The 18,492-nt window shown below is 69.3% G+C and carries 16 protein-coding genes; 12 read left to right on the top strand and 4 right to left on the bottom strand.

The features are described 5' to 3' along the window. The first annotated feature begins 1 nt into the window (after nt 1). The 5 genes from AC07RM_RS25605 to ygiD all read left to right on the top strand — a co-directional run bounded on the left by AC07RM_RS25605 (nt 2) and on the right by ygiD (nt 5,713). Complete coding sequence (locus AC07RM_RS25605; protein WP_093355484.1) at nt 2–1,585, top strand: ABC transporter substrate-binding protein; 1,584 nt, start codon at nt 2–4, stop codon at nt 1,583–1,585. A 72-nt stretch (nt 1,586–1,657) separates the two neighbouring features. Then, the gene (locus AC07RM_RS25600; RefSeq protein ID WP_093355487.1) at nt 1,658–2,569 is read left to right on the top strand and encodes an ABC transporter permease; all 912 of its coding nucleotides are present in this window, start codon (nt 1,658–1,660) and stop codon (nt 2,567–2,569) included. 18 nt (nt 2,570–2,587) lie between these two features. Then, nucleotides 2,588–3,658, top strand: a complete 1,071-nt coding sequence (locus tag AC07RM_RS25595) for an ABC transporter ATP-binding protein (RefSeq protein ID WP_093355490.1) — start codon at nt 2,588–2,590, stop codon at nt 3,656–3,658. Next, nucleotides 3,655–4,683 carry an ABC transporter ATP-binding protein gene (locus AC07RM_RS25590; protein WP_281077226.1) on the top strand — a complete coding sequence of 343 codons (1,029 nt, stop codon included), beginning with the start codon at nt 3,655–3,657 and terminating at the stop codon, nt 4,681–4,683. The genes AC07RM_RS25595 and AC07RM_RS25590 overlap by 4 nt, the downstream gene beginning before the upstream one ends. Nucleotides 4,684–4,786: 103 nt before the next feature. Then, nucleotides 4,787–5,713 (top strand): 4,5-DOPA-extradiol-dioxygenase, encoded by a 927-nt coding sequence (ygiD, locus tag AC07RM_RS25585; protein ID WP_495336351.1) that lies wholly within the window; start codon nt 4,787–4,789, stop codon nt 5,711–5,713. A gap of 1 nt (nt 5,714) precedes the next feature. Here ygiD and zwf read toward each other — a convergent pair whose 3' ends face one another. Beyond that, nucleotides 5,715–7,184: a glucose-6-phosphate dehydrogenase gene (zwf, locus tag AC07RM_RS25580; protein ID WP_296783216.1), complete on the bottom strand. Its 1,470-nt coding sequence runs from the start codon at nt 7,182–7,184 to the stop codon at nt 5,715–5,717. A gap of 151 nt (nt 7,185–7,335) precedes the next feature. On the opposite strand from zwf, the gene AC07RM_RS25575 reads away from it, so the two are divergent. Genes AC07RM_RS25575 through AC07RM_RS25560 form a run of 4 tightly spaced genes read left to right on the top strand, consistent with a single transcriptional unit; the run spans nt 7,336 to nt 12,364 of the window. Then, the gene (locus AC07RM_RS25575) at nt 7,336–8,349 is read left to right on the top strand and encodes an ABC transporter substrate-binding protein (RefSeq protein WP_495336350.1); all 1,014 of its coding nucleotides are present in this window, start codon (nt 7,336–7,338) and stop codon (nt 8,347–8,349) included. Then, nucleotides 8,350–10,635 (top strand): ABC transporter permease, encoded by a 2,286-nt coding sequence (locus AC07RM_RS25570; protein ID WP_495336349.1) that lies wholly within the window; start codon nt 8,350–8,352, stop codon nt 10,633–10,635. It abuts the gene before it with no gap. Then, on the top strand, nt 10,632–11,678 hold the full coding sequence (locus tag AC07RM_RS25565) for an ABC transporter ATP-binding protein (protein WP_495336348.1): 1,047 nt from the start codon (nt 10,632–10,634) through the stop codon (nt 11,676–11,678). The genes AC07RM_RS25570 and AC07RM_RS25565 overlap by 4 nt, the downstream gene beginning before the upstream one ends. Before the next feature lie 23 nt (nt 11,679–11,701). Then, on the top strand, nt 11,702–12,364 hold the full coding sequence (locus tag AC07RM_RS25560) for an HAD family hydrolase (protein ID WP_495336347.1): 663 nt from the start codon (nt 11,702–11,704) through the stop codon (nt 12,362–12,364). On the opposite strand, the gene AC07RM_RS25555 is transcribed toward AC07RM_RS25560, so the two are convergent. After that, nucleotides 12,310–12,981 (bottom strand): lipocalin family protein, encoded by a 672-nt coding sequence (locus tag AC07RM_RS25555; protein WP_495336346.1) that lies wholly within the window; start codon nt 12,979–12,981, stop codon nt 12,310–12,312. The genes AC07RM_RS25560 and AC07RM_RS25555 overlap by 55 nt on opposite strands. 265 nt (nt 12,982–13,246) lie before the next feature. Between AC07RM_RS25555 and tal the strand changes: the two genes are divergently transcribed. From tal to AC07RM_RS25540, 3 genes are all read left to right on the top strand, one after another. Continuing rightward, the gene (gene tal / locus AC07RM_RS25550) at nt 13,247–14,203 is read left to right on the top strand and encodes a transaldolase (RefSeq protein WP_093352159.1); all 957 of its coding nucleotides are present in this window, start codon (nt 13,247–13,249) and stop codon (nt 14,201–14,203) included. Between the two features lie 2 nt (nt 14,204–14,205). Then, nucleotides 14,206–15,771, top strand: a complete 1,566-nt coding sequence (gene pgi, locus AC07RM_RS25545; protein WP_495336345.1) for a glucose-6-phosphate isomerase — start codon at nt 14,206–14,208, stop codon at nt 15,769–15,771. A gap of 106 nt (nt 15,772–15,877) precedes the next feature. Then, nucleotides 15,878–16,210 carry a DUF805 domain-containing protein gene (locus tag AC07RM_RS25540; protein WP_093352153.1) on the top strand — a complete coding sequence of 111 codons (333 nt, stop codon included), beginning with the start codon at nt 15,878–15,880 and terminating at the stop codon, nt 16,208–16,210. 73 nt (nt 16,211–16,283) lie between these two features. Here the strand turns inward: AC07RM_RS25540 and AC07RM_RS25535 are convergent, their stop codons facing one another. Together AC07RM_RS25535 and AC07RM_RS25530 are read right to left on the bottom strand one after the other, a co-directional pair. After that, nucleotides 16,284–17,342, bottom strand: a complete 1,059-nt coding sequence (locus tag AC07RM_RS25535; protein ID WP_495336344.1) for a 4-hydroxythreonine-4-phosphate dehydrogenase PdxA — start codon at nt 17,340–17,342, stop codon at nt 16,284–16,286. A 35-nt stretch (nt 17,343–17,377) separates the two neighbouring features. After that, on the bottom strand, nt 17,378–18,385 hold the full coding sequence (locus tag AC07RM_RS25530) for a Bug family tripartite tricarboxylate transporter substrate binding protein (RefSeq protein WP_495336343.1): 1,008 nt from the start codon (nt 18,383–18,385) through the stop codon (nt 17,378–17,380). Between the last annotated feature and the right edge of the window lie 107 nt (nt 18,386–18,492).

The raw sequence follows: 18,492 nt of genomic DNA, 5'->3' as shown, positions 1-18,492 counted from the left end.
CATGAGTCTCAGAAGAAATGTGGCCGCGGCCGCGGTCGTGTGCGCCCTGGGCGCCGTCAGCATGGTCGCCGGCGCGCAGACCATCCGCATCGCCAACCAGGGCGACGCGCTGTCGCTCGATCCGCACTCGCTCAACGAATCGCTGCAGCTCAGCGTGACGGCGAACGTCTACGAAACCCTCGTGGGCCGCAACAAGGACCTGAGCCTCGCGCCGCTTCTGGCCACCAGCTGGAAACAGACCTCGCCCGACGTCTGGCGCTTCGAGCTGCGCAAGGGCGTGGTGTTCCACGACGGCACGCCGTTCACCGCCGACGACGTGGTGTTCAGCTTCGCGCGCGCGCAGGGCGACGGCTCCGACATGAAGGCCACGCTCAGCGAGATCAAGGCCGTGCGCAAGGTCGGCGAGCTCGCCGTCGAGATCGAGACCAACGGCCCGTTCCCGATCCTGCCCGACGTGATCTCGCTGACGATGATCATGAGCAAGAAGTGGTGCGAGGAGAACCAGGCCACCAAGCCGGTCGACCGCCGCAAGGGCATCGAGAACACGGCCTCGTTCAAGGCCAACGGCACCGGCCCGTTCCGCGTGCGCGAACGCCAGCCGAACGTGCGTACCGTGTTCACGCGCAACGGCACCTACTGGGGCAAGATCGAAGGCAACGCGCAGGAGATCGTCTTCACGCCGATCGCCAACCCCGCCACCCGCGTGGCGGCTCTGGTCTCGGGCGAGGTCGACGTGATGGAGCCGGTGCCCGTGCAGGACATCGCGCGCATCAATGCCGCGCCCAACGCGCGCGTGATCACCGGCCCCGAGCTGCGCACCATCTTCCTGGGCATGGACCAGAAGCGCGACGAGCTGCAGTACTCGAACATCAAGGGCAAGAACCCGTTCAAGGACAAGCGCGTTCGCCAGGCCTTCTACCAGGCCATCGACATCGCCGGCATCCAGCGCACCGTGATGCGCGGCGCCTCGCGGCCCACGGGCCTGCTGGTCGGCCCCGGCATCAACGGCTGGACCGCCGAGCAGGACAAGCGCCTGCCCTTCGACGTCGAAGCCGCCAAGAAGCTGCTGACCGAAGCCGGCTATCCGAACGGCTTCGAGGTCTCGCTCAACTGCCCGAACGACCGCTACGTCAACGACGGCCAGATCTGCCAGAGCGTGGCCGCCAATCTCGCGAAGATCGGCGTCAAGATCAACCTCGTGGCCGAGACCAAGGGCACCTACTTCCCGAAGATCCTGCGCCGCGACACCAGCTTCTACATGCTGGGCTGGACCCCGACCACCTACGACTCGCACAACGCACTGAGCTCGCTGACCTCCTGCCCCGACGACAAGGGCACGGGCCAGTTCAACCTGGGCGCCTACTGCAATCCCAAGCTCGACGAGGTCACGAAGAAGATCCAGTCCGAGAGCGACAAGGCCAAGCGCAACGAGCTGATCAAGGAAGCCTTCAAGATCCACGCGGACGACGTCGGCACGCTGCCGCTGCACCAGCAGTCGCTGGCCTGGGGCGTGAGCAAGAAGGTCGAGCTGGTGCAGCTGGCCGACAACTTCATGTATTTCAAGTGGATGAGCGTCAAGCCCTGATGGGGCCCTTCGCTGCTCTTGCGGCCTGACCATGGGCCCGCTTCTTGCGGGCCCATTCCTTTTGCTTCCACGATGAAAAAAACCATAGCCCGCTGGTTCGACAGCGATGTCGGCTACAGCTTCCGCACCTCGCCGGTGGCGATCGTCGCGGCGCTGATCGCGCTGACCTGCCTGTTCTGCGCGGCCTTCGCCGGCTGGGTGTCGCCGCACAACCCCTTCGATCTCGCATCGCTCGAACTCGGCGATGCGCGCCTGCCGCCGGCCTGGACCACCGACGGATCGGCCAAGTACCTCCTGGGCACCGACGACCAGGGCCGCGACATCCTCTCGGCCGTGATCTACGGCGCGCGCATCTCGCTGATCGTCGGCGTGGTGTCGGTGGTGCTGTCGGTCTTCGTCGGCGTCGTGCTGGGCCTCTTGGCCGGCTTCTTCGGCGGCTGGCTCGACACCTTCCTCATGCGCCTGTGCGACGTGATGCTGTCGTTCCCGCCGATCCTGGTCGCGCTGCTGATCGCCGGCGTGGGCCGCGCGCTGTTCCCGCATGCCAACGATTCGCTGGCCTTCGGCGTGCTCATCATCTCCATCTCGCTGACCGGCTGGGTGCAGTACGCGCGCACCGTGCGCGGCTCCACGCTGGTGGAGCGCAGCAAGGAGTACGTGCAGGCCGCGCGCGTCACCGGCGTCGCGCCGATCCGCATCATGCTGCGCCACGTGCTGCCCAACGTGCTCGGGCCGGTGATGGTGCTGGCCACGATCCAGGTCGCGACCGCGATCATCACCGAGGCCACGCTGTCCTTCCTCGGCGTCGGCGTGCCGCCGACCTCGCCCTCGCTGGGCACGCTCATCAGCATCGGCAACCAGTACCTGTTCTCGGGCGAATGGTGGATCACCGTGTTCCCCGGCGCGATGCTGGTGCTGATCGCGCTCAGCGTGAACCTGCTGGGCGACTGGCTGCGCGATGCGCTCAACCCGCGGCTGCGCTGAAGAAGCGGGAGACACGCCATGACACTGCTTCAGGTCAAGAACCTCGTCGTCGAATTTCCGAACCGCCGCGGCACGCTGCGCGCGCTCGACGACATCTCCTTCGACATCGCGCCCGGCGAGATCCTCGGCGTGGTCGGCGAATCGGGTGCCGGCAAGTCGCTCACGGGCGCCTCGATCATCGGCCTGCTCGAGCCGCCGGGCCGCGTGGCCGGCGGCCAGATCCTGCTCGAGGGCCAGCGCATCGACAACCTCGGCTTCGATGCCATGCGGCCGATCCGCGGCCGCAAGATCGGCGCGATCTTCCAGGACCCGCTGACCTCGCTGAACCCGCTCTACACGGTAGGCCGGCAGCTCATCGAGACCATCCGCACCCACCTGCCGGTGACCGAATCGGAAGCGCGCAAGCGCGCCATCGGCCTGCTGCAGGACACCGGCATTCCCGCCGCCGAGCAGCGCATCGACCACTTCCCGCACCAGTTCTCGGGCGGCATGCGCCAGCGCGTGGTGATCGCGCTCGCGCTCGCGGCCGAGCCCAAGCTGATCGTGGCCGACGAGCCGACCACCGCGCTCGACGTGTCGATCCAGGCGCAGATCATCCAGTTGCTCAAGCGCATCTGCAAGGACCGCGGCGCGGCCGTGATGCTGATCACGCACGACATGGGCGTGATCGCCGAGACCTGCGACCGCGTGGCCGTGATGTATGCGGGCCGCATCGCCGAGATCGGCCCGGTGCACGAGGTCATCCACCAGGCGGCGCATCCCTACACCGCGGGCCTGATGGCTTCCATTCCCGACATGGCGAGCGACCGCGAGCGCCTGAACCAGATCGACGGTGCGATGCCGCGGCTCAATGCCATCCCCAAGGGCTGCGCCTACAACCCGCGCTGCCCGCGCACCTTCGCGCGCTGCCTCGAGGAGCGGCCCGAGCTGATGCACGCGGGCGCCACGCGTGCCGCCTGCTGGCTGCACGACGCGACCGATCCGCACACCGGCCAGGCCGAGATCGCGGCGAAGCATCACGACGCGCTCGCGGCCGGCGAACGCGCCACGCCCGAGGCGGCCGAACCGATCGTGGAGGTGACGCGATGAGCGCCGTGATCGAACCCGGCAAGGCCACCGGCGGCGAGCCGCTCGTGGTGGCCCACGACCTCGCGCGCACCTTCGACGTCTCGCCGCCCTGGCTCAACCGCGTGCTCGAGCGCAAGCCGCGCGTGCTGCTGCATGCGGTGGACGGCGTGAGCTTCTCGATCGAGCGCGGCAAGACGCTCGCGCTGGTCGGCGAATCGGGCTGCGGCAAGAGCACGGTCGCGCGCCTGCTCGTGGGCCTGTACGCGCCCACGCGCGGCGGGTTGCAGTTCGACGGCCAGGACGCGCACGCGGCCTTCAAGACCGCCGAGGGCCGCAAGCTGCGCCGCCGCATCCAGATGATCTTCCAGGACCCCTACGCGAGCCTCAACCCGCGCTGGATCGTCGAGGACATCATCGGCGAGCCGCTGCGCGAGCACGGCATCCTCAGCGACAAGGCCCAGTTGCGCGAGCGCGTGGGCCAGCTGCTGCAGTCGGTGGGCCTGTCGCCGCTGGACATGAGCAAGTACCCGCACCAGTTCTCGGGCGGCCAGCGCCAGCGCATCTCGATCGCGCGCGCGCTGGCCACGCAGCCCGAGTTCCTGGTCTGCGACGAGCCCACCTCGGCGCTCGACGTGAGCGTGCAGGCGCAGGTGCTCAACATCATGAAGGACCTGCAGCGCGAGCAGGGCCTGACCTACCTGTTCATCTCGCACAACCTCGCGGTGGTGCGCCACGTGGCCGACCAGGTGGGCGTGATGTACCTGGGGCGGCTGGTGGAGGTGGCGGACAAGCAGAAGCTGTTCGCGACGCCGCAGCATCCGTACACGCGCATGCTGCTCGACGCGATTCCGCAGATGAAGCACACGGGGCGCGCGCGCACGCCGGTGCAGGGCGAGGTGCCGAACCCGCTCAATCCGCCCGCGGGCTGCGCCTTCCATCCGCGCTGCCCGCACGCGAATGCGCGCTGCTCGGCCGAGCGGCCGAAGCTCCAGAGCATCCGCGGCGTGCAGGTGGCCTGCCATGCGGCGGAGGAAGGGCGGATCTGAAGATCGGGTCGGGCGCACGAAGATGTGCGCAAAGGCACAGCCCGGCGCGCCGCATCGCGGCACAGTGGCGCGGCCTCTTTTGCACCGCGCCATGCCCCTTCCGATGACCTCTCTTCCTTCCGACGCCGGCGCGCTGAGCGCGCTCGGCCGCCGCGGTTTCCTCATGGGCTCGGCGCTCGGCGCGACCGCCGTGCTGGGCGCGCTGGCCTCGATCTCGCAGTCGGCGTCGGCCGCCGGCGAGGCGCCCGCGCGTCGCATGCCGGTGATCTTCATCGGCCACGGCTCGCCGATGAATGCGCTGGCCGACAACGGCTTCACGCGCCGGCTCGCCGCCTGGGGCCGCGAACTGCCGCGGCCCACGGCCATCCTCAGCGTCTCGGCGCACTGGCTCAGCAGCGGCGCGACCGGCGTCGGCGTGCAGGCCCGGCCCCGGACCATCCACGACTTCGGCGGCTTTCCGCAGGCGCTGCACGACATCGACTATCCGGCACCCGGTCATCCCGCGCTCGCACGCGAGGCGGCCGCGGCGGTGAAGCAGTCACCGGTGGTCGCCACCGAGCAATGGGGCCTGGACCACGGCACCTGGACCGTGCTGCGGCATCTCTATCCGAAGGCCGACGTGCCGGTGTTCCAGCTCAGCATCGACTACGACAAGCCCGCGGCCTTCCACTACGCGGTGGGGCGGGATCTCGCCGCGCTGCGCGACAAGGGCGTGCTGGTGATGGGCAGCGGCAACGTGGTGCACAACCTGCGCGCCACCGACCGCGGCACGCCCGACGGCCTGGCGGCGAGCCGGCCCTGGGCCCAGTCCTTCGACGATGCGGTGAAGGCCGCGCTGGCCGGGCGCGACGATCGCGCGCTGATCGGCTACGAGCGGCTCGCGGGCGCGTCGACCGCGGTGGCCATGCCCGATCACTACTTTCCGTTTCTCTATGCGCTCGGCGCCGCGGGAGCGGGCGAGCGCGCGAAGACGGTCTACGAAGGCTTCCAGTCGGGCACGCTCGGCATGCGCTGCGTGCAGTTCGGCTGAGCTACTGCTCCTCGCCCCACGAGAACCCGTCGCGCGCGATCATCGCGCTCGATGCGCTCGGGCCCCAGGTGCCGGCCGCATAGGGGCGCGGTCCGCCGTCGCTGGCCCAGCTGTCGATCAGCGGCTCGACCCAGCGCCATGCCTCTTCCTGCTCGTCGCTGCGCACGAACAGGTTGAGCCGGCCGTCGATCACGTCGAGCAGCAGCCGTTCGTAGGCACCCACGCGCTCGGAGCCGAAGCGCTTGTCGAAGTCGAGGTCGAGCTGCACCGGCGCGAGCTGCGGCGCGCTGTCCTGGCGGCCGTTGCTGCGGCGGTTGTCCTGCGCCTGCGCGAGCATGTGCAGCTCGAGCCCGTCCTTGGGCTGCAGGTTGATCACGAACTTGTTCGCGCTGCCGGACGGTGCGCGGAAGATCGCGTGCGGCGTGGGGCGGAAGTTGACCTCGATGCGCGCGTCGCGCGAGGCCAGCCGCTTGCCGGTGCGGATGTAGAAGGGCACGCCGGCCCAGCGCCAGTTGGCGATCTCGGTGCGCAGCGCGACGAAGGTCTCGGTGCGGCTCTCGCGGTCGACGCCGGGTTCGTCGCGGTAGCCCGGCACGCGCTCGCCGTAGGCCGTGCCGGCCGTGTACTGGCCGCGCACCGTGTGCAGGCCCAGCGTCTCGGGCGTCCAGGGCTTGAGGGCGCGCAGCACCTTCAACTTCTCGTCGCGGATCGCGTCGGCATGCGAGTTGATCGGCGGTTCCATGCCGATGGCGCACAGCAGCTGCAGTGCATGGTTCTGCACCATGTCGCGCAGTGCGCCGGTCTGGTCGTAGAAGGCGCCGCGCTTTTCCACCCCCAGGTCTTCGGCGATGGTGATCTGGATGTTGGCGATGTGCTCGCGGCGCCAGATGGGCTCGAACAGCGCGTTGCCGAAGCGCATCGCGAACAGGTTCTGCACCGAGGGCTTGCCGAGGTAGTGGTCGATGCGGAAGACCTGCTTCTCCTCGAGCACCTTGCCCACCGCGGCGTTGATCGCGCGGTTGGAGGCCAGGTCGTGGCCCAGCGGCTTCTCGAGCACGATGCGGGTGCGCGCGCCGTTGAGGCCGGCGGCCGCGATCTGCTCGACCACCTGCGTGAACAGGCCCGGCGCGGTGGCGACATACATCACGACCGTGTCGGCATCGCGCTGCTTGAGCAGGTCGGACAGGCGCGCATAGTCGTCGGGCTTCGACAGGTCCATGCGCAGGTAGTGCAGCATCGAGGCGAACTTCTCGAACTCCTCGGGCGAGGGTCGCTTGGCACCTTCGACGGCATTGAAGCGCGACTGGATCAGCTCGCGGTACTGGTCGTCCGACAGGTTGTCCCGCGCCACGCCGACGATGCGCCCGTCCTTCGGCAGGCTCCCGTGCCGGAAGGCCTGGAACAGAGCGGGCATCAGCTTGCGCCATGCGAGATCGCCGGTGCCGCCGAACAGAACGAGATCGAAGCTCATGGGGAACACTTTCCTTGGGTCTGGGGCGAGCAGGCAATGTGCCGGCCCGCCAATCGCGATGGTACTTGTACCAATTCCTCGCACTTGTACTAAAGCTACGCTGAACCCATGGCCGGGAGGCCTTTTTTTATTGAACGAAGCGGAGAACTCCATGAAGAAGCTTTTTGTTGCGGCAGCGCTGCTGGGTGGATCGGCCATGGCATCGGCCCAGGGCACGGTCAACGTGATCTGCTCGGTGCAGGCCGAGTGGTGCAGCGTGATCTCGACCGTGTATGCGCGCACCACCGGCACCCGCATCAACATGGCGCTCAAGGGCTCGGGCGAGGCGCTGGCCCAGCTCATCGCCGAGAAGGACAACCCCAAGACCGACGTCTGGTTCGGCGGCACCGGCGACCCGCACCTGCAGGCGGCCGAGCAGGGCCTGACGCTCGAGTACAAGTCGCCCTCGCTGTCGCAGCTGCATGGCTGGGCCCAGCAGCAGGCGAAGCAGTCGGGCTACAGGACCGTGGGCATCTACTCGGGCCCGCTGGGCTTCGGCTACAACCCCGAGCTGCTGGCCAAGAAGAAGCTGCCCGTGCCCAGGACCTGGGCCGACCTGCTCAAGCCCGAGTACAAGGGCGACATCCAGGTGGCCAACCCCGCCTCGAGCGGCACGGCCTACACCATGATCGCCACGCTGGTGCAGCTCATGGGCGAGGACAAGGCCTTCGACTACCTCAAGGCGCTGCACAGGAACGTCGGCCAGTACACGCGCTCGGGCACCGGCCCGATCAAGGCCGTGGCGCGCGGCGAGACCGCGGTGTCGATCAGCTTCGTGCACGACGGCCCGGGCGAGAAGATGCAGGGCTTCCCGGTCGAGACCATCACGCCGAGCGACGGCACCGGTGCCGAGATCGGCTCCATGAGCATCATCAAGGGCGCGCGCAACCTCGAAGCGGCCAAGAAGTTCTACGAATGGGCGCTCACGCCGGCCGCGCAGGAGCTCGGCGCCGCCAACAAGCAGTTCCAGCTGCCGAGCAATGCCGCCGCCAAGCTCGATCCGCGCATCCCCGACTTCAAGAAGATCAAGTTCATCGACTACGACTACGCCAAGTACGGTGCCAGCGCCGAGCGCCGCCGCCTGATCGCGCGCTGGGAGAAGGACGTCAACTCGCTGCCGCGTTAAGTGGAAGCGCGTTCCATCGGGGCCTTGCCCCGCGCGGCGGTCCCGCGCAATCCGGCGTCGGAGGCCGCGGCACGGCGCACCCAGCGCTGGATCCGCGCCTGGGTCTTGCTGGGCCTCGCGGCCTACCTGCTGCTGCCCTGGTATGCGATCCAGGATGCGACCTGGTACGAGGCCGTTCCGCAGGTCTTCGGCAACGCCGAGGGCGCCAATGGCCTGATGCAGGCCGCCACGCAGGGGCGCGTCTGGCTGTTCGTCGGGTTGGCGGGCCTGCTGGTCTGCGCCGTCGGCGCCTGGCTGCCGCCGGGCCGCGCGCAGGGCCGCTGGCTGCTGGCCGGCGGCGCGGGCGGTGCCCTCGGGCTCGCGCTCGCGGGCTTCGCGATCGGCGCGCGCGGCTGGGCCTTCGCGGCGCTCGAGGCGCGCTTCGGCGAGCTCGGGGTCAACCAGTTCGGCATCGGCGCCGGCGGCTTCGTGGCGCTCTGTGCGCTGGTGCTGCTCGCGGCCTTTGGCATCGCGCGGCTCGGCCGCTTCAAGGGCGACCTGTTCGTGGCCGCCTCGGTGCTCGGCTGCGGCGTGCTGATGGCGCTGTTCATTGCCTACCCCGTGAGCCGCGCGCTGTCGGGTGCCTTCCTCGACGAGGACGGCCGCGTGTCGATCGCCGCCTTCCTCGCGCGCGTCTTCACCGAACGCATCTGGGGCCTGGGCTGCCTCGCGGGCGGGGTGCGCTGCGGCGTGGCCTGGAACACGCTGGTGCTGGCGCTGCTGACGGCCGCGGGCACCACCTTCCTCGGCACGCTGATGGCGCTGATGGCCGAGCGCGGCAGCCGGCGCGGGCAGGGCGCGCTGCGGGTGCTGGCGCTGCTGCCGATCATCACACCGCCCTTCGTGGTGGGCCTCGGCCTGATCCTGCTGTTCGGCCGCGCGGGCATAGTCAACCAAGTGCTCGAGAACCTGTTCGGCATCGAGCCCACGCGCTGGTTCTACGGCATGCCCGGCGTGCTGGTGGCGCAGCTGTTCGCCTTCACGCCGATCGCCTTCATGATCATGCGCGGCGTGGTGCAGGGCATCGCGCCCAGCCTCGAGGAGGCCGCGCAGATGCTGCGCGCCGACCGGCGCCGCGCCTTCTTCACCATCACGCTGCCGCTGCTCAAGCCCGGGCTGGCCAATGCCTTCCTGGTGGGCTTCATCGAGAGCATCGCCGACTTCGGCAACCCGGTGGTGGTGGGCGGCCAGTTCTCGGTGCTGTCGACCGACATCTTCTTCGCCATCGTCGGCGCGCAGTACGACCAGGGCCGCGCGGCCTCGCTGGCCTGGGTGCTCACCCTGTTCGCGCTCGGCGTGTTCGCGCTGCAGCGCGGACTGCTCGGCAGGCAGAACTACACCACCGTCAGCGGCAAGGGCGACGCCGGCATCCCGATGGCGTTGCCCGACGGCGTGCGCCGCACCATCCACTGCATCGCGCTGCCGTGGATCGCCTTCACGGCCGTGGTCTACCTGTTCGCCTTCGCGGGCGGCTTCGTGCAGACCTGGGGGCGCGACTACAGCTTCACCTTGCAGCATTTCAAGACCGCGTTCGCGCTCGAGTGGGGCCAGTTCGGGCTGGTGTGGGCCGGCACCGCGTGGAACTCGCTGCTCACCACGCTCAAGCTCGCGGGCATCTCGGCGCCGATCACCGCGGCGCTGGGCCTGCTGATCGCGTGGCTGCTGGCGCGCAACGAGTTCAAGGGGCAGGGCGCCTTCGAGTTCGGCGCGCTGCTGGCCTTCGCGATCCCGGGCACGGTGCTCGGCGTGAGCTACATCCTGGCCTTCAACGTGCCGCCGTTCGAGCTCACGGGCACCGGGCTCATCATCGTGCTGTGCTTCATGTTCCGCAACCTGCCGGTGGGCGTGCGCGCGGGCACCGCGGCCTTCAAGCAGCTCGACCGCTCGCTCGACGAGGCCTCGCTGATGCTGCGCGCCTCGACCTCGCAGACGCTGTTCAAGGTGGTGCTGCCGCTGCTCAAGCCGGCGCTGGTGGCGGCGCTGGTCTACAGCTTCGTGCGCGCGATGACGACCGTGAGCGCGGTGATCTTCCTGGTCACGGCCGAGAACGAACTGGCCACCACCTACATCATCGGCCGCGTCGGCAACGGCGACTACGGCATCGCGCTGGCCTACTGCACGGTGCTGATGATCCTGATGTCGCTCGCGATCGCGCTGGTGCAATGGGTGGTGGGCGAACGCAGGCTGGGACGGCGCGGCACGGCGCCCGGGCACCAGGGGCATCACAAGATGGAGGAGCTGGCATGAACACGGGCATCGAGTTTCGCGACGTCACCAAGCGCTATGGCGCCGACCGCAGCGCGCCGCTGGCGGTCAAGGGCATCAGCTTCGAGGTGCCCGAGGGCACGCTGACCACCATCCTCGGCCCCTCGGGCTGCGGCAAGACCACCACCCTGCGCATGATCGCGGGGCTCGAGTCGCCGACCTCGGGCGCGATCTTCATGGGCGGGCGCGACGTCACCACGCTCGGGCCGGCCGAGCGCAACGTCAGCATGATGTTCCAGAGCTATGCGCTGTTCCCGCACATGGACGTGATCGGCAACGTGGGCTACGGCCTGCGCATGAGCGGCGTGAAGAAGGACGAGGCCACGGCGCGTGCGCGCGAGGCACTGCGCGGCGTGGGCCTGGTGGGCTTCGACCAGCGGCTGCCGAGCGAGCTCTCGGGCGGCCAGCAGCAGCGCGTGGCGCTGGCGCGCGCGCTGGTGCTCGAGCCCGCGGTGCTGCTGTTCGACGAGCCGCTGTCGAACCTCGACGCGCGGCTGCGGCGCGAGATGCGCGAGGAGATCCGCTCGCTGCAGCAGCGGCTCAAGCTCACGGTGGCCTACGTCACGCACGACCAGAGCGAGGCGCTGGCCGTGAGCGACCAGATCATCGTGATGGACCACGGCGTGATCGCCCAGCGCGGCACGCCCGAGCAGCTCTACGGCCGGCCCGAGAGCGAGTTCGTCGCGGGCTTCATGGGCGAGGCGATGGTGTTCCCGGGCGTGGCCGGCGCCGATGGCGACGTCACGCTCGGGCCGCTGCGGCTGCGGCCGCGCCATGCGGTGGCGCCGGGCGCGGTCAAGGTGGCGGTGCGGCCCGAGGCCTGGCGCATCGGCGAGGCCTCGACGGCCGACACCGGCCTGCCGGCCACACTGCGGAAAGTGGCCTACCTCGGCAGCTTCTACGAGTACGGCTTCGACACGCCGCTGGGCGCGGTCTTCGTGGTCTCGACCGACCTGTCGAACCCGCTGGCCGCGGGCGCGCAGACCCGGCTCTCCCTGGGGACGCACGGCGTCAGCGTGGTGTAGCGCGCGCATGGAACAATGGCGCCATGAACGTGGTTTTCGATCTTGGCGCCGTGCTCTTCACCTGGGAGCCCACACGGCTGGTCCAGGCCCATCTGGCGGAGCATGCGCCCACTGAATCCGCCGCCGCGGCCCTGGGCCGCGCGCTTTTCCATCATGACGACTGGACCAGCTTCGACTGCGGCACCCGCACGCTCGAGGAATCCGTCGCGCGCATGGCGGCGCGGCTCTCGCTGCCGGCCGACCGCCTGCTGGCCATGCTCGACGGACTCGGCGAACGGCTGGCGCCGATCGATGTCACGGTGGCGCTGCTCGAGGATCTGTTCGAGCGCCGCGAGGCCGGCGAGCCGCTGAAGCTCTACTACCTCTCGAACATGCCCGCGCCCTATGCGCGCGCGATCATGGCGCGCCATGGCTTCATGCGGCGTTTCGATGGTGGCGTGTTCTCGGGCGACGTGAAGTTCCTGAAGCCCCATCGCGAGATCTACGAACTGCTCGCGGTGCGCCATGCACTGGCGGCGGAACAGACGGTGTTCATCGACGATTCGGCCCCCAACGTGGAAGCCGCGCGCGCCTTCGGCTGGCACGCGATCCACTGCACCGCGCCGGCCACGCTCGCGACCCAGCTCTCGCGCTACCTGCCGGTGCGCTCGACCTTGTCGATGTCGAAGCCCAGGCTGCCCGCGTAGTCGAGCTCGGCTTGCAGGGTCGCGTCGTCCAGGCAGGGCGAGCGCGACAGCACCCACAGGTACTCGCGGTTCGGCGTGCCGACCAGTGCCACCTGGTAGTCGCGGTCCAGCTTCAGGATCCAGTAGTCGCCCCACACCACCGGCAGCCAGGCCAGCCACGAGGGCGCGAAGCGCACCTCGAGCCGGCCCGCGCCGGGCTGGCCCGCCACCGGCACCACGCGCGCGGTGCCCAGCGATTCCTCGAAATTGCCGTCGGCGCGTTCGCAGCGGTTGAGCACCTCGATCGTGCCGTCGGGCCGCGGCGTGTAGTTGGCCGTGACCGGGCCGGCGCAGGATTTCTGGAAGCGGTTGGGCAGCCGCGCCTGTTCGTGCCAGAGGCCGGCATAGCGGTGCAGGTCCACCGGCGCCACCACCTGCAGCGGCGCGCGCATCAGCGGGGCGCCGTCGGCCGGGCCGGCCAACTTGACGCGCGAGCGGCGCGCGGCATCCAGCGCGAGCCAGGCCGCCGCGCCGCCGATCACGAAGGCCGTGGCCAGCGTGCCGATGGCGGCACTGGTGCGGCGGTCGTCGAAGGAGGCGGGGTCGGTGGAGGCTGCGGGAGGAAGTCTGCGCTGCATGTAGGGGGCTCCTGGGGTCGGGACGGCGAATCCGGCGATTCGCGAAGGAAAGGATTCTTCAGCCTAGACGCGCTCGCGGACCGGCGCCGTCAGCCGTGGACCACAGCGCCTGTAGGGCGGCATGGGGCCGAAACCCTGCTGGCCGCATGTTGTTCGCGCCGTCATGGAACAGGGTGCCAAGCCGTGCTACGGTGCGCATGAAAGCATCGGCCCGCATGCAACAGCGTGCAGGCCCCGTCGCCATCACCGCAACATAATCATTGCCATGAACCAACTCGATGCACTCCGTCAATGGACCACCGTGGTCGCCGACACCGGCGACTTCAAGCAGCTCAGCGCCTCCAAGCCGCAGGACGCGACCACCAATCCGTCGCTGATCCTCAAGGCGGTGCAGAAGCCCGAGTACCGTCCGCTGCTCGACGAGGGCGTGAAGAAGCATGCGGGCAAGCCGCTTGACGAGGTCATCGACCGCCTGCTGGTGCGCTTCGGCACCGAGATCCTCTCGATCATCCCGGGCCGCGTCTCGACCGAGGTCGATGCGCGCCTGTCCTTCGACACCGCCGCCACCGTGGCGCGCGGCGAGCGCATCACGGCGCTCTACAAGGCCGAGGGCATCGACACCGAGAAGCGCCTGCTGATCAAGGTCGCCTCCACCTGGGAAGGCATCGAGGCCGCGCGCCAGCTCGAGCAGAAAGGCATCCGCACCAACCTCACGCTGCTGTTCTCGTTCGCGCAGGCCGTGGCTTGCGGCGCGGCCGGCGTGCAGCTGATCTCGCCCTTCGTCGGTCGCATCTACGACTGGTACAAGAAGTCCGCGGGTGCCAAGTGGGACGAGGCCGCCAACGCCGGCGCCAACGACCCGGGCGTGAAGTCGGTGCGCCAGATCTTCGAGTACTACAAGGCCAACGGCATCAAGACCGAGGTGATGGGCGCGAGCTTCCGCAACGTGGGCCAGATCCAGGCGCTCGCCGGCTGCGACCTGCTGACCATCAGCCCCGAGCTGCTGGCCGAACTGGCCGCGAGCAACGAGCCGCTCGAGCACGCGCTCGATGCCAAGGCCGCCGCCCAGGGTAAGGCCGAGAAGGTCGCCTACGACGAGGCCGGCTTCCGCTTCGCGCTCAACGAGGACGCGATGGCCACCGAGAAGCTCGCCGAGGGCATCCGCGCCTTCGCGGCCGATGCGATCAAGCTCGAGAAGCTGATGCAGGAAAGCGGTCGCTGATCATGGCGACCCCGCTTCGCTGCGACCGCGCACCGGCCTGGGCGCAGCTGCAGTCGTACTTCGAGACCGCGGGCCGCCAGTTCGACCTGCGCCATGCCTTCGTCGACGACGCCGGCCGCTTCGCGCACTTCAGCCAGGAGGCGCCGTACCTGTTCGCCGACCTGTCGAAGAACCTGATCGATGCGCGCGTGGAAGCGCTGCTGTTCGCGCTCGCGCGCGAGTGCGGCCTCGAGGCGCACCGCGACGCGATGTTCGCGGGCGAGCACATCAACAACACCGAAGACCGCGCGGTGCTGCACACGCTGCTGCGCGCGCCGGCCGATGCCAAGGTCGGCAAGACCGCGCCGCAATTGCGCGAGGTGCACGAAACGCTCGACGCCATGCTCGCCTACGCCGAGAAGGTGCGCGGCGACCACACCATCACCGACGTGGTCAACATCGGCATCGGCGGCTCCGACCTCGGCCCGCAGATGGCGGTGCTCGCGCTCGCGGAATTCGCGGCGCCGGGCAAGCACTTCCACTTCGTCTCGAACGTCGACGGCCACGAGCTCGACGGCGTGCTCGAGGGCCTCGCGCCCGAGCACACGCTGTTCCTGATCGCCTCGAAGACCTTCACCACGGCCGAGACGATGACCAACGCGCAGTCCGCCAAGCGCTGGTACGAGCAGTCGGGCGGCAACGACATCGCGGGCCACTTCGCGGCGCTCACCACCAACGTGGAAGCCGCCAACAAGTTCGGCATCGAGACCACCTTCGGCTTCTGGGACTGGGTGGGCGGGCGCTATTCGCTGTGGTCGGCCATCGGCCTGCCGATCGCGCTGGCCATCGGCGCCGAGGGCTTCCGCCGGCTGCTGGCGGGCGCGCATGCGATGGACGAGCACTTCCGCACCGCGCCGCTGGCGCAGAACCTGCCGATCCGCCTCGGCCTGCTCGACGTCTGGTATCGCAACTTCCACCGCTTCACCAGCCGCAGCATCGCGCCCTATCACAGCGCATTGAAGCGGCTGCCGGCCTATCTGCAGCAGCTCGAGATGGAAAGCAACGGCAAGCAGGTCGACGCGACCGGTGCCGCGCTGCCGCCGGGCCTGGGCACCTCGCCCGTGCTGTGGGGCGAGCCGGGCACCAACGGCCAGCATGCCTACTTCCAGATGCTGCACCAGGGCACCGACGTGATCCCGCTGGAATTCCTCGCGGTGCGCGATGCCTCGCACGACCTCGAGGGCCATCACCCGAAGCTGCTGGCCAACGCGCTCGCGCAGGCGCAGGCGCTGATGGTGGGCAAGCTCGACGCGGGCGGGCACAAGAACTTCCCGGGCAACCGGCCCAGCAGCTTCTTCGTGTTCGAGAAGCTCACGCCCGAGGCGCTCGGCGCCTTCATCGCGCTGTACGAACACCGCGTGTTCACCAGCGGCGCGCTGTGGGGCATCAACAGCTTCGATCAGTGGGGCGTGGAGCTCGGCAAGGTGCTCGCGCGGGACATCGAGCCGCGGCTCGCCTCGGGCGACGTCACGGGCCTCGATGCCTCGACCGCGGGCCTGCTGCAGCGGCTGAGCCCGCCCGCGCAGTGAGCGCTTGGCCATTCGAAGTACGCCATTCGTTGCCATTGCCGTTGAAGAAGGCGCCGATATGATGGCCCCGGGAAATTTCCCGGGGACCTCAAGAGGAGCCGATCAAATGGATTTTCAAACAGCGGTCAAGACCTGCTTTCAGAAGTACACGGATTTCAGTGGGCGCGCCTCGCGCTCCGAGTTCTGGTGGTTCATATTGGCCGAAGTGGTCGTTCTGATCGTCGCCAGCTTCATCCACCAGATCGTCTACCTGGTCGCCGCGCTGGGCTTCCTGCTGCCCGTGCTGGCCGTGGGCTCGCGCCGCCTGCATGACATCGGCAAGAGCGGCTGGTTCCAGCTGCTGATGATCATTCCGCTGATCAACCTGGTGCTGATCTATTTCTTCGTCCAGCCCAGCCAGCCCGAGTCCAACGCCTACGGCCAGCCGCAAGGCGCCTGAAGACCACGGACACCCGCAGAACAACGATTCGACAGGGCCGCGCATGCGGCCCTTTTTTCTGGCCGCCGCCGATTCAGGCCTCGGCCGTCGCGGCCGCGCGCACCGGCGCACCGCTGGCCATGCGCAGGCACAGGTCGAAGGCCTGCTGCAGGCCCTCGATCTGCGCGATGCCCTGGCCCGCGATGTCGAAGGCGCTGCCGCTGGCCGAGGTGGCCACCGGCACGGGCAGGCCGCCGTGCAGGGTCACGCCCTGCTCGAAGCCCATGAGCTTCATCGCGATCTGGCCCTGGTCGTGGTACATCGAGACCACCGCGTCGACGTCGCCGCGCCGCGCGCCGATGAACACCGTGTCGGGCGAGAACGGGCCGCGCGCGTCGTAGCCCTCGGCGCGCAGCTTCTCGATGGCCGGGCCGATGATCTCGATCTCCTCCATGCCGATCGAGCCGCCGTCGCCGGCATGCGGGTTGAGCCCCGAGACCGCGATGCGCGGCTGCGCCACGCCCGACTGGCGCAGTGCCGCGGCGATGATCTTCACCGCGTCGCGCACGCCTTCGCCCGTGATGTGGCTCGCCACGTCCTTGAGCGGAATGTGCGAGGTCACGCGCGAGGTCCACAGCGCGCCCGTGAGGTTGAACTCGCAGACGAAGCCCGGCACCGCGAAGCGCGCCTGCATGTAGCGCAGCTCGTCCTCGTGCACCAGGCCGCCCAGGCGCAGCGAATGCTTGTTGAGCGGCGCGAACAGGATGGCGTCGACCTGGCCGCGGCGCACGGCCGCGGTCGCGAGCTCGAGCGCCTCGAAGGAGGCGCGGCCCGAGGCCTCGTTCGATTCGCCGAGCACCGGCTCGGCACCGTCCATCCAGTCGCAGGCCAGCAGCGAGGGCCGGCCGTCCTCGAAGCGCAGCGTGTCGAGGCTCTGGGCCGCGAGCGGATCGAGCTTCGCGCCGGCGATGCGCTCGCCCGCGGCCAGCACCACCGGGTCGGCGATCAGCAGCACGCGCGCGGCATCGAGGTTGCGCTGGCGCGCGAGCAGCTTGACCGCCATCTCGGGGCCGACCCCGCTGGGGTCGCCGAGCAGCACGGCGATGCGGGGCTTGGCGGAGGTCACGGTCGGAATCTTCGAAGGAGTGGACATGGCGATCGTCGGTGGAGAAAAAGCGGGGGACGGCCTCATTCGGCCTTGATGTTGGCGGCGCGCACGAGCTGGCCGTAGTGCTCGAACTCCTGCCGGTTCATGGCCGCGAAGGGCTCGCCGATCAGGCTGCCGGGCTCGCCGCCCAGGGCCTTGATGCGGGCCTGCACGTCGGGCAGCTGCAGGCTGCGCGCGAGCTCGGCGCTCAGGCGCTCGACGGCCGGGCGCGGCGTGCCGGCGGTCACGTAGAGGCCGTACCAGGTCGAGACGTCGGCGCCCTTGACGCCCTGTTCGGCCAGCGTGGGCACGTCGGGCAGTTCGGGCGAGCGCTGCGGCGCGCTCACGGCCAGCGCGCGGAACTTGCCGGCCTTGATCTGGCCCATGGCCGAGGAGGTGCTGTCGAACATCATCTCGACCTCGCCCGAGATGATGTCGATGTGCGCCTGCGAGCTGCCCTTGTAGGGCACGTGCACCGACTTCATGCCGGTGGCCAGGTTGAAGGCCTCGCCGCCCACGTGCTGCGTGCTGCCGATGCCCGAGGAGGCGTACTTGAAGCCGCCGGGTTTGGCCGCCATCGCGGCCAGCAGGTCCTTCACCGACTTGTAGGGCGAGCTGGCCGACACCACCAGCACGTTGGGCATCACGGCCACCAGGCCCAGCGGCTGCAGGTCCTTGAGCGGGTCGTACTTGAGCTTGAGGATGTGCGGCGCCACCGCCTGCGCGGTGTTGGTGGCCAGGAGCAGCGTGGCGCCGTCGGCCGGCGCGCGCGCCGTGAGCTCGCCCGCGATGGTGTTGGAGGCGCCGGGCCGGTTCTCGACCACCACCGGCTGCTTGAGCGCGGGCGAGAGCTTGTCGGCCAGCACGCGCGCCAGGATGTCGGTGCCGCCGCCCGGCGAGGCGCCGACCATGATGCGCAGCGGCTTGTCGGGGTAGGCGGGCGCGGTCTGGGCTGAGGCGAGGCCGGTGGCCAGCGCGAGCGCGGCACCTAGCGAAGTCGCGAAGAAGGCGGCGCGTCGGTGCCGGAAGGCCAGGGAAAAAGGGCGCATCGGGGTTGTCTCCTGCTTGTTGGTCTTGAGCGCCATTGCTTTCCATGCATGGCGAAGCCGCAGGGTAGGCCGTTCGCTCCTTGCGATCCAATCGAAATTGCCGTGGG

Source organism: Variovorax sp. GW821-FHT09B05, assembly GCF_059418265.1.
This window is presented reverse-complemented; position numbering and strand designations above follow the sequence as displayed.

Coding starts and splice junctions, on each gene's coding strand:
- AC07RM_RS25600 (WP_093355487.1), top strand. CDS start 1,658: ATGAAAAAAACCATAGCCCGCTGGTTCGACAGCGATGTCGGCTACAGC.
- AC07RM_RS25530 (WP_495336343.1), bottom strand. CDS start 18,385: ATGCGCCCTTTTTCCCTGGCCTTCCGGCACCGACGCGCCGCCTTCTTC.
- AC07RM_RS25595 (WP_093355490.1), top strand. CDS start 2,588: ATGACACTGCTTCAGGTCAAGAACCTCGTCGTCGAATTTCCGAACCGC.
- AC07RM_RS25605 (WP_093355484.1), top strand. CDS start 2: ATGAGTCTCAGAAGAAATGTGGCCGCGGCCGCGGTCGTGTGCGCCCTG.
- AC07RM_RS25565 (WP_495336348.1), top strand. CDS start 10,632: ATGAACACGGGCATCGAGTTTCGCGACGTCACCAAGCGCTATGGCGCC.
- AC07RM_RS25560 (WP_495336347.1), top strand. CDS start 11,702: ATGAACGTGGTTTTCGATCTTGGCGCCGTGCTCTTCACCTGGGAGCCC.
- ygiD (WP_495336351.1), top strand. CDS start 4,787: ATGACCTCTCTTCCTTCCGACGCCGGCGCGCTGAGCGCGCTCGGCCGC.
- AC07RM_RS25575 (WP_495336350.1), top strand. CDS start 7,336: ATGAAGAAGCTTTTTGTTGCGGCAGCGCTGCTGGGTGGATCGGCCATG.
- zwf (WP_296783216.1), bottom strand. CDS start 7,184: ATGAGCTTCGATCTCGTTCTGTTCGGCGGCACCGGCGATCTCGCATGG.
- AC07RM_RS25555 (WP_495336346.1), bottom strand. CDS start 12,981: ATGCAGCGCAGACTTCCTCCCGCAGCCTCCACCGACCCCGCCTCCTTC.
- AC07RM_RS25535 (WP_495336344.1), bottom strand. CDS start 17,342: ATGTCCACTCCTTCGAAGATTCCGACCGTGACCTCCGCCAAGCCCCGC.
- AC07RM_RS25540 (WP_093352153.1), top strand. CDS start 15,878: ATGGATTTTCAAACAGCGGTCAAGACCTGCTTTCAGAAGTACACGGAT.
- pgi (WP_495336345.1), top strand. CDS start 14,206: ATGGCGACCCCGCTTCGCTGCGACCGCGCACCGGCCTGGGCGCAGCTG.
- AC07RM_RS25590 (WP_281077226.1), top strand. CDS start 3,655: ATGAGCGCCGTGATCGAACCCGGCAAGGCCACCGGCGGCGAGCCGCTC.
- tal (WP_093352159.1), top strand. CDS start 13,247: ATGAACCAACTCGATGCACTCCGTCAATGGACCACCGTGGTCGCCGAC.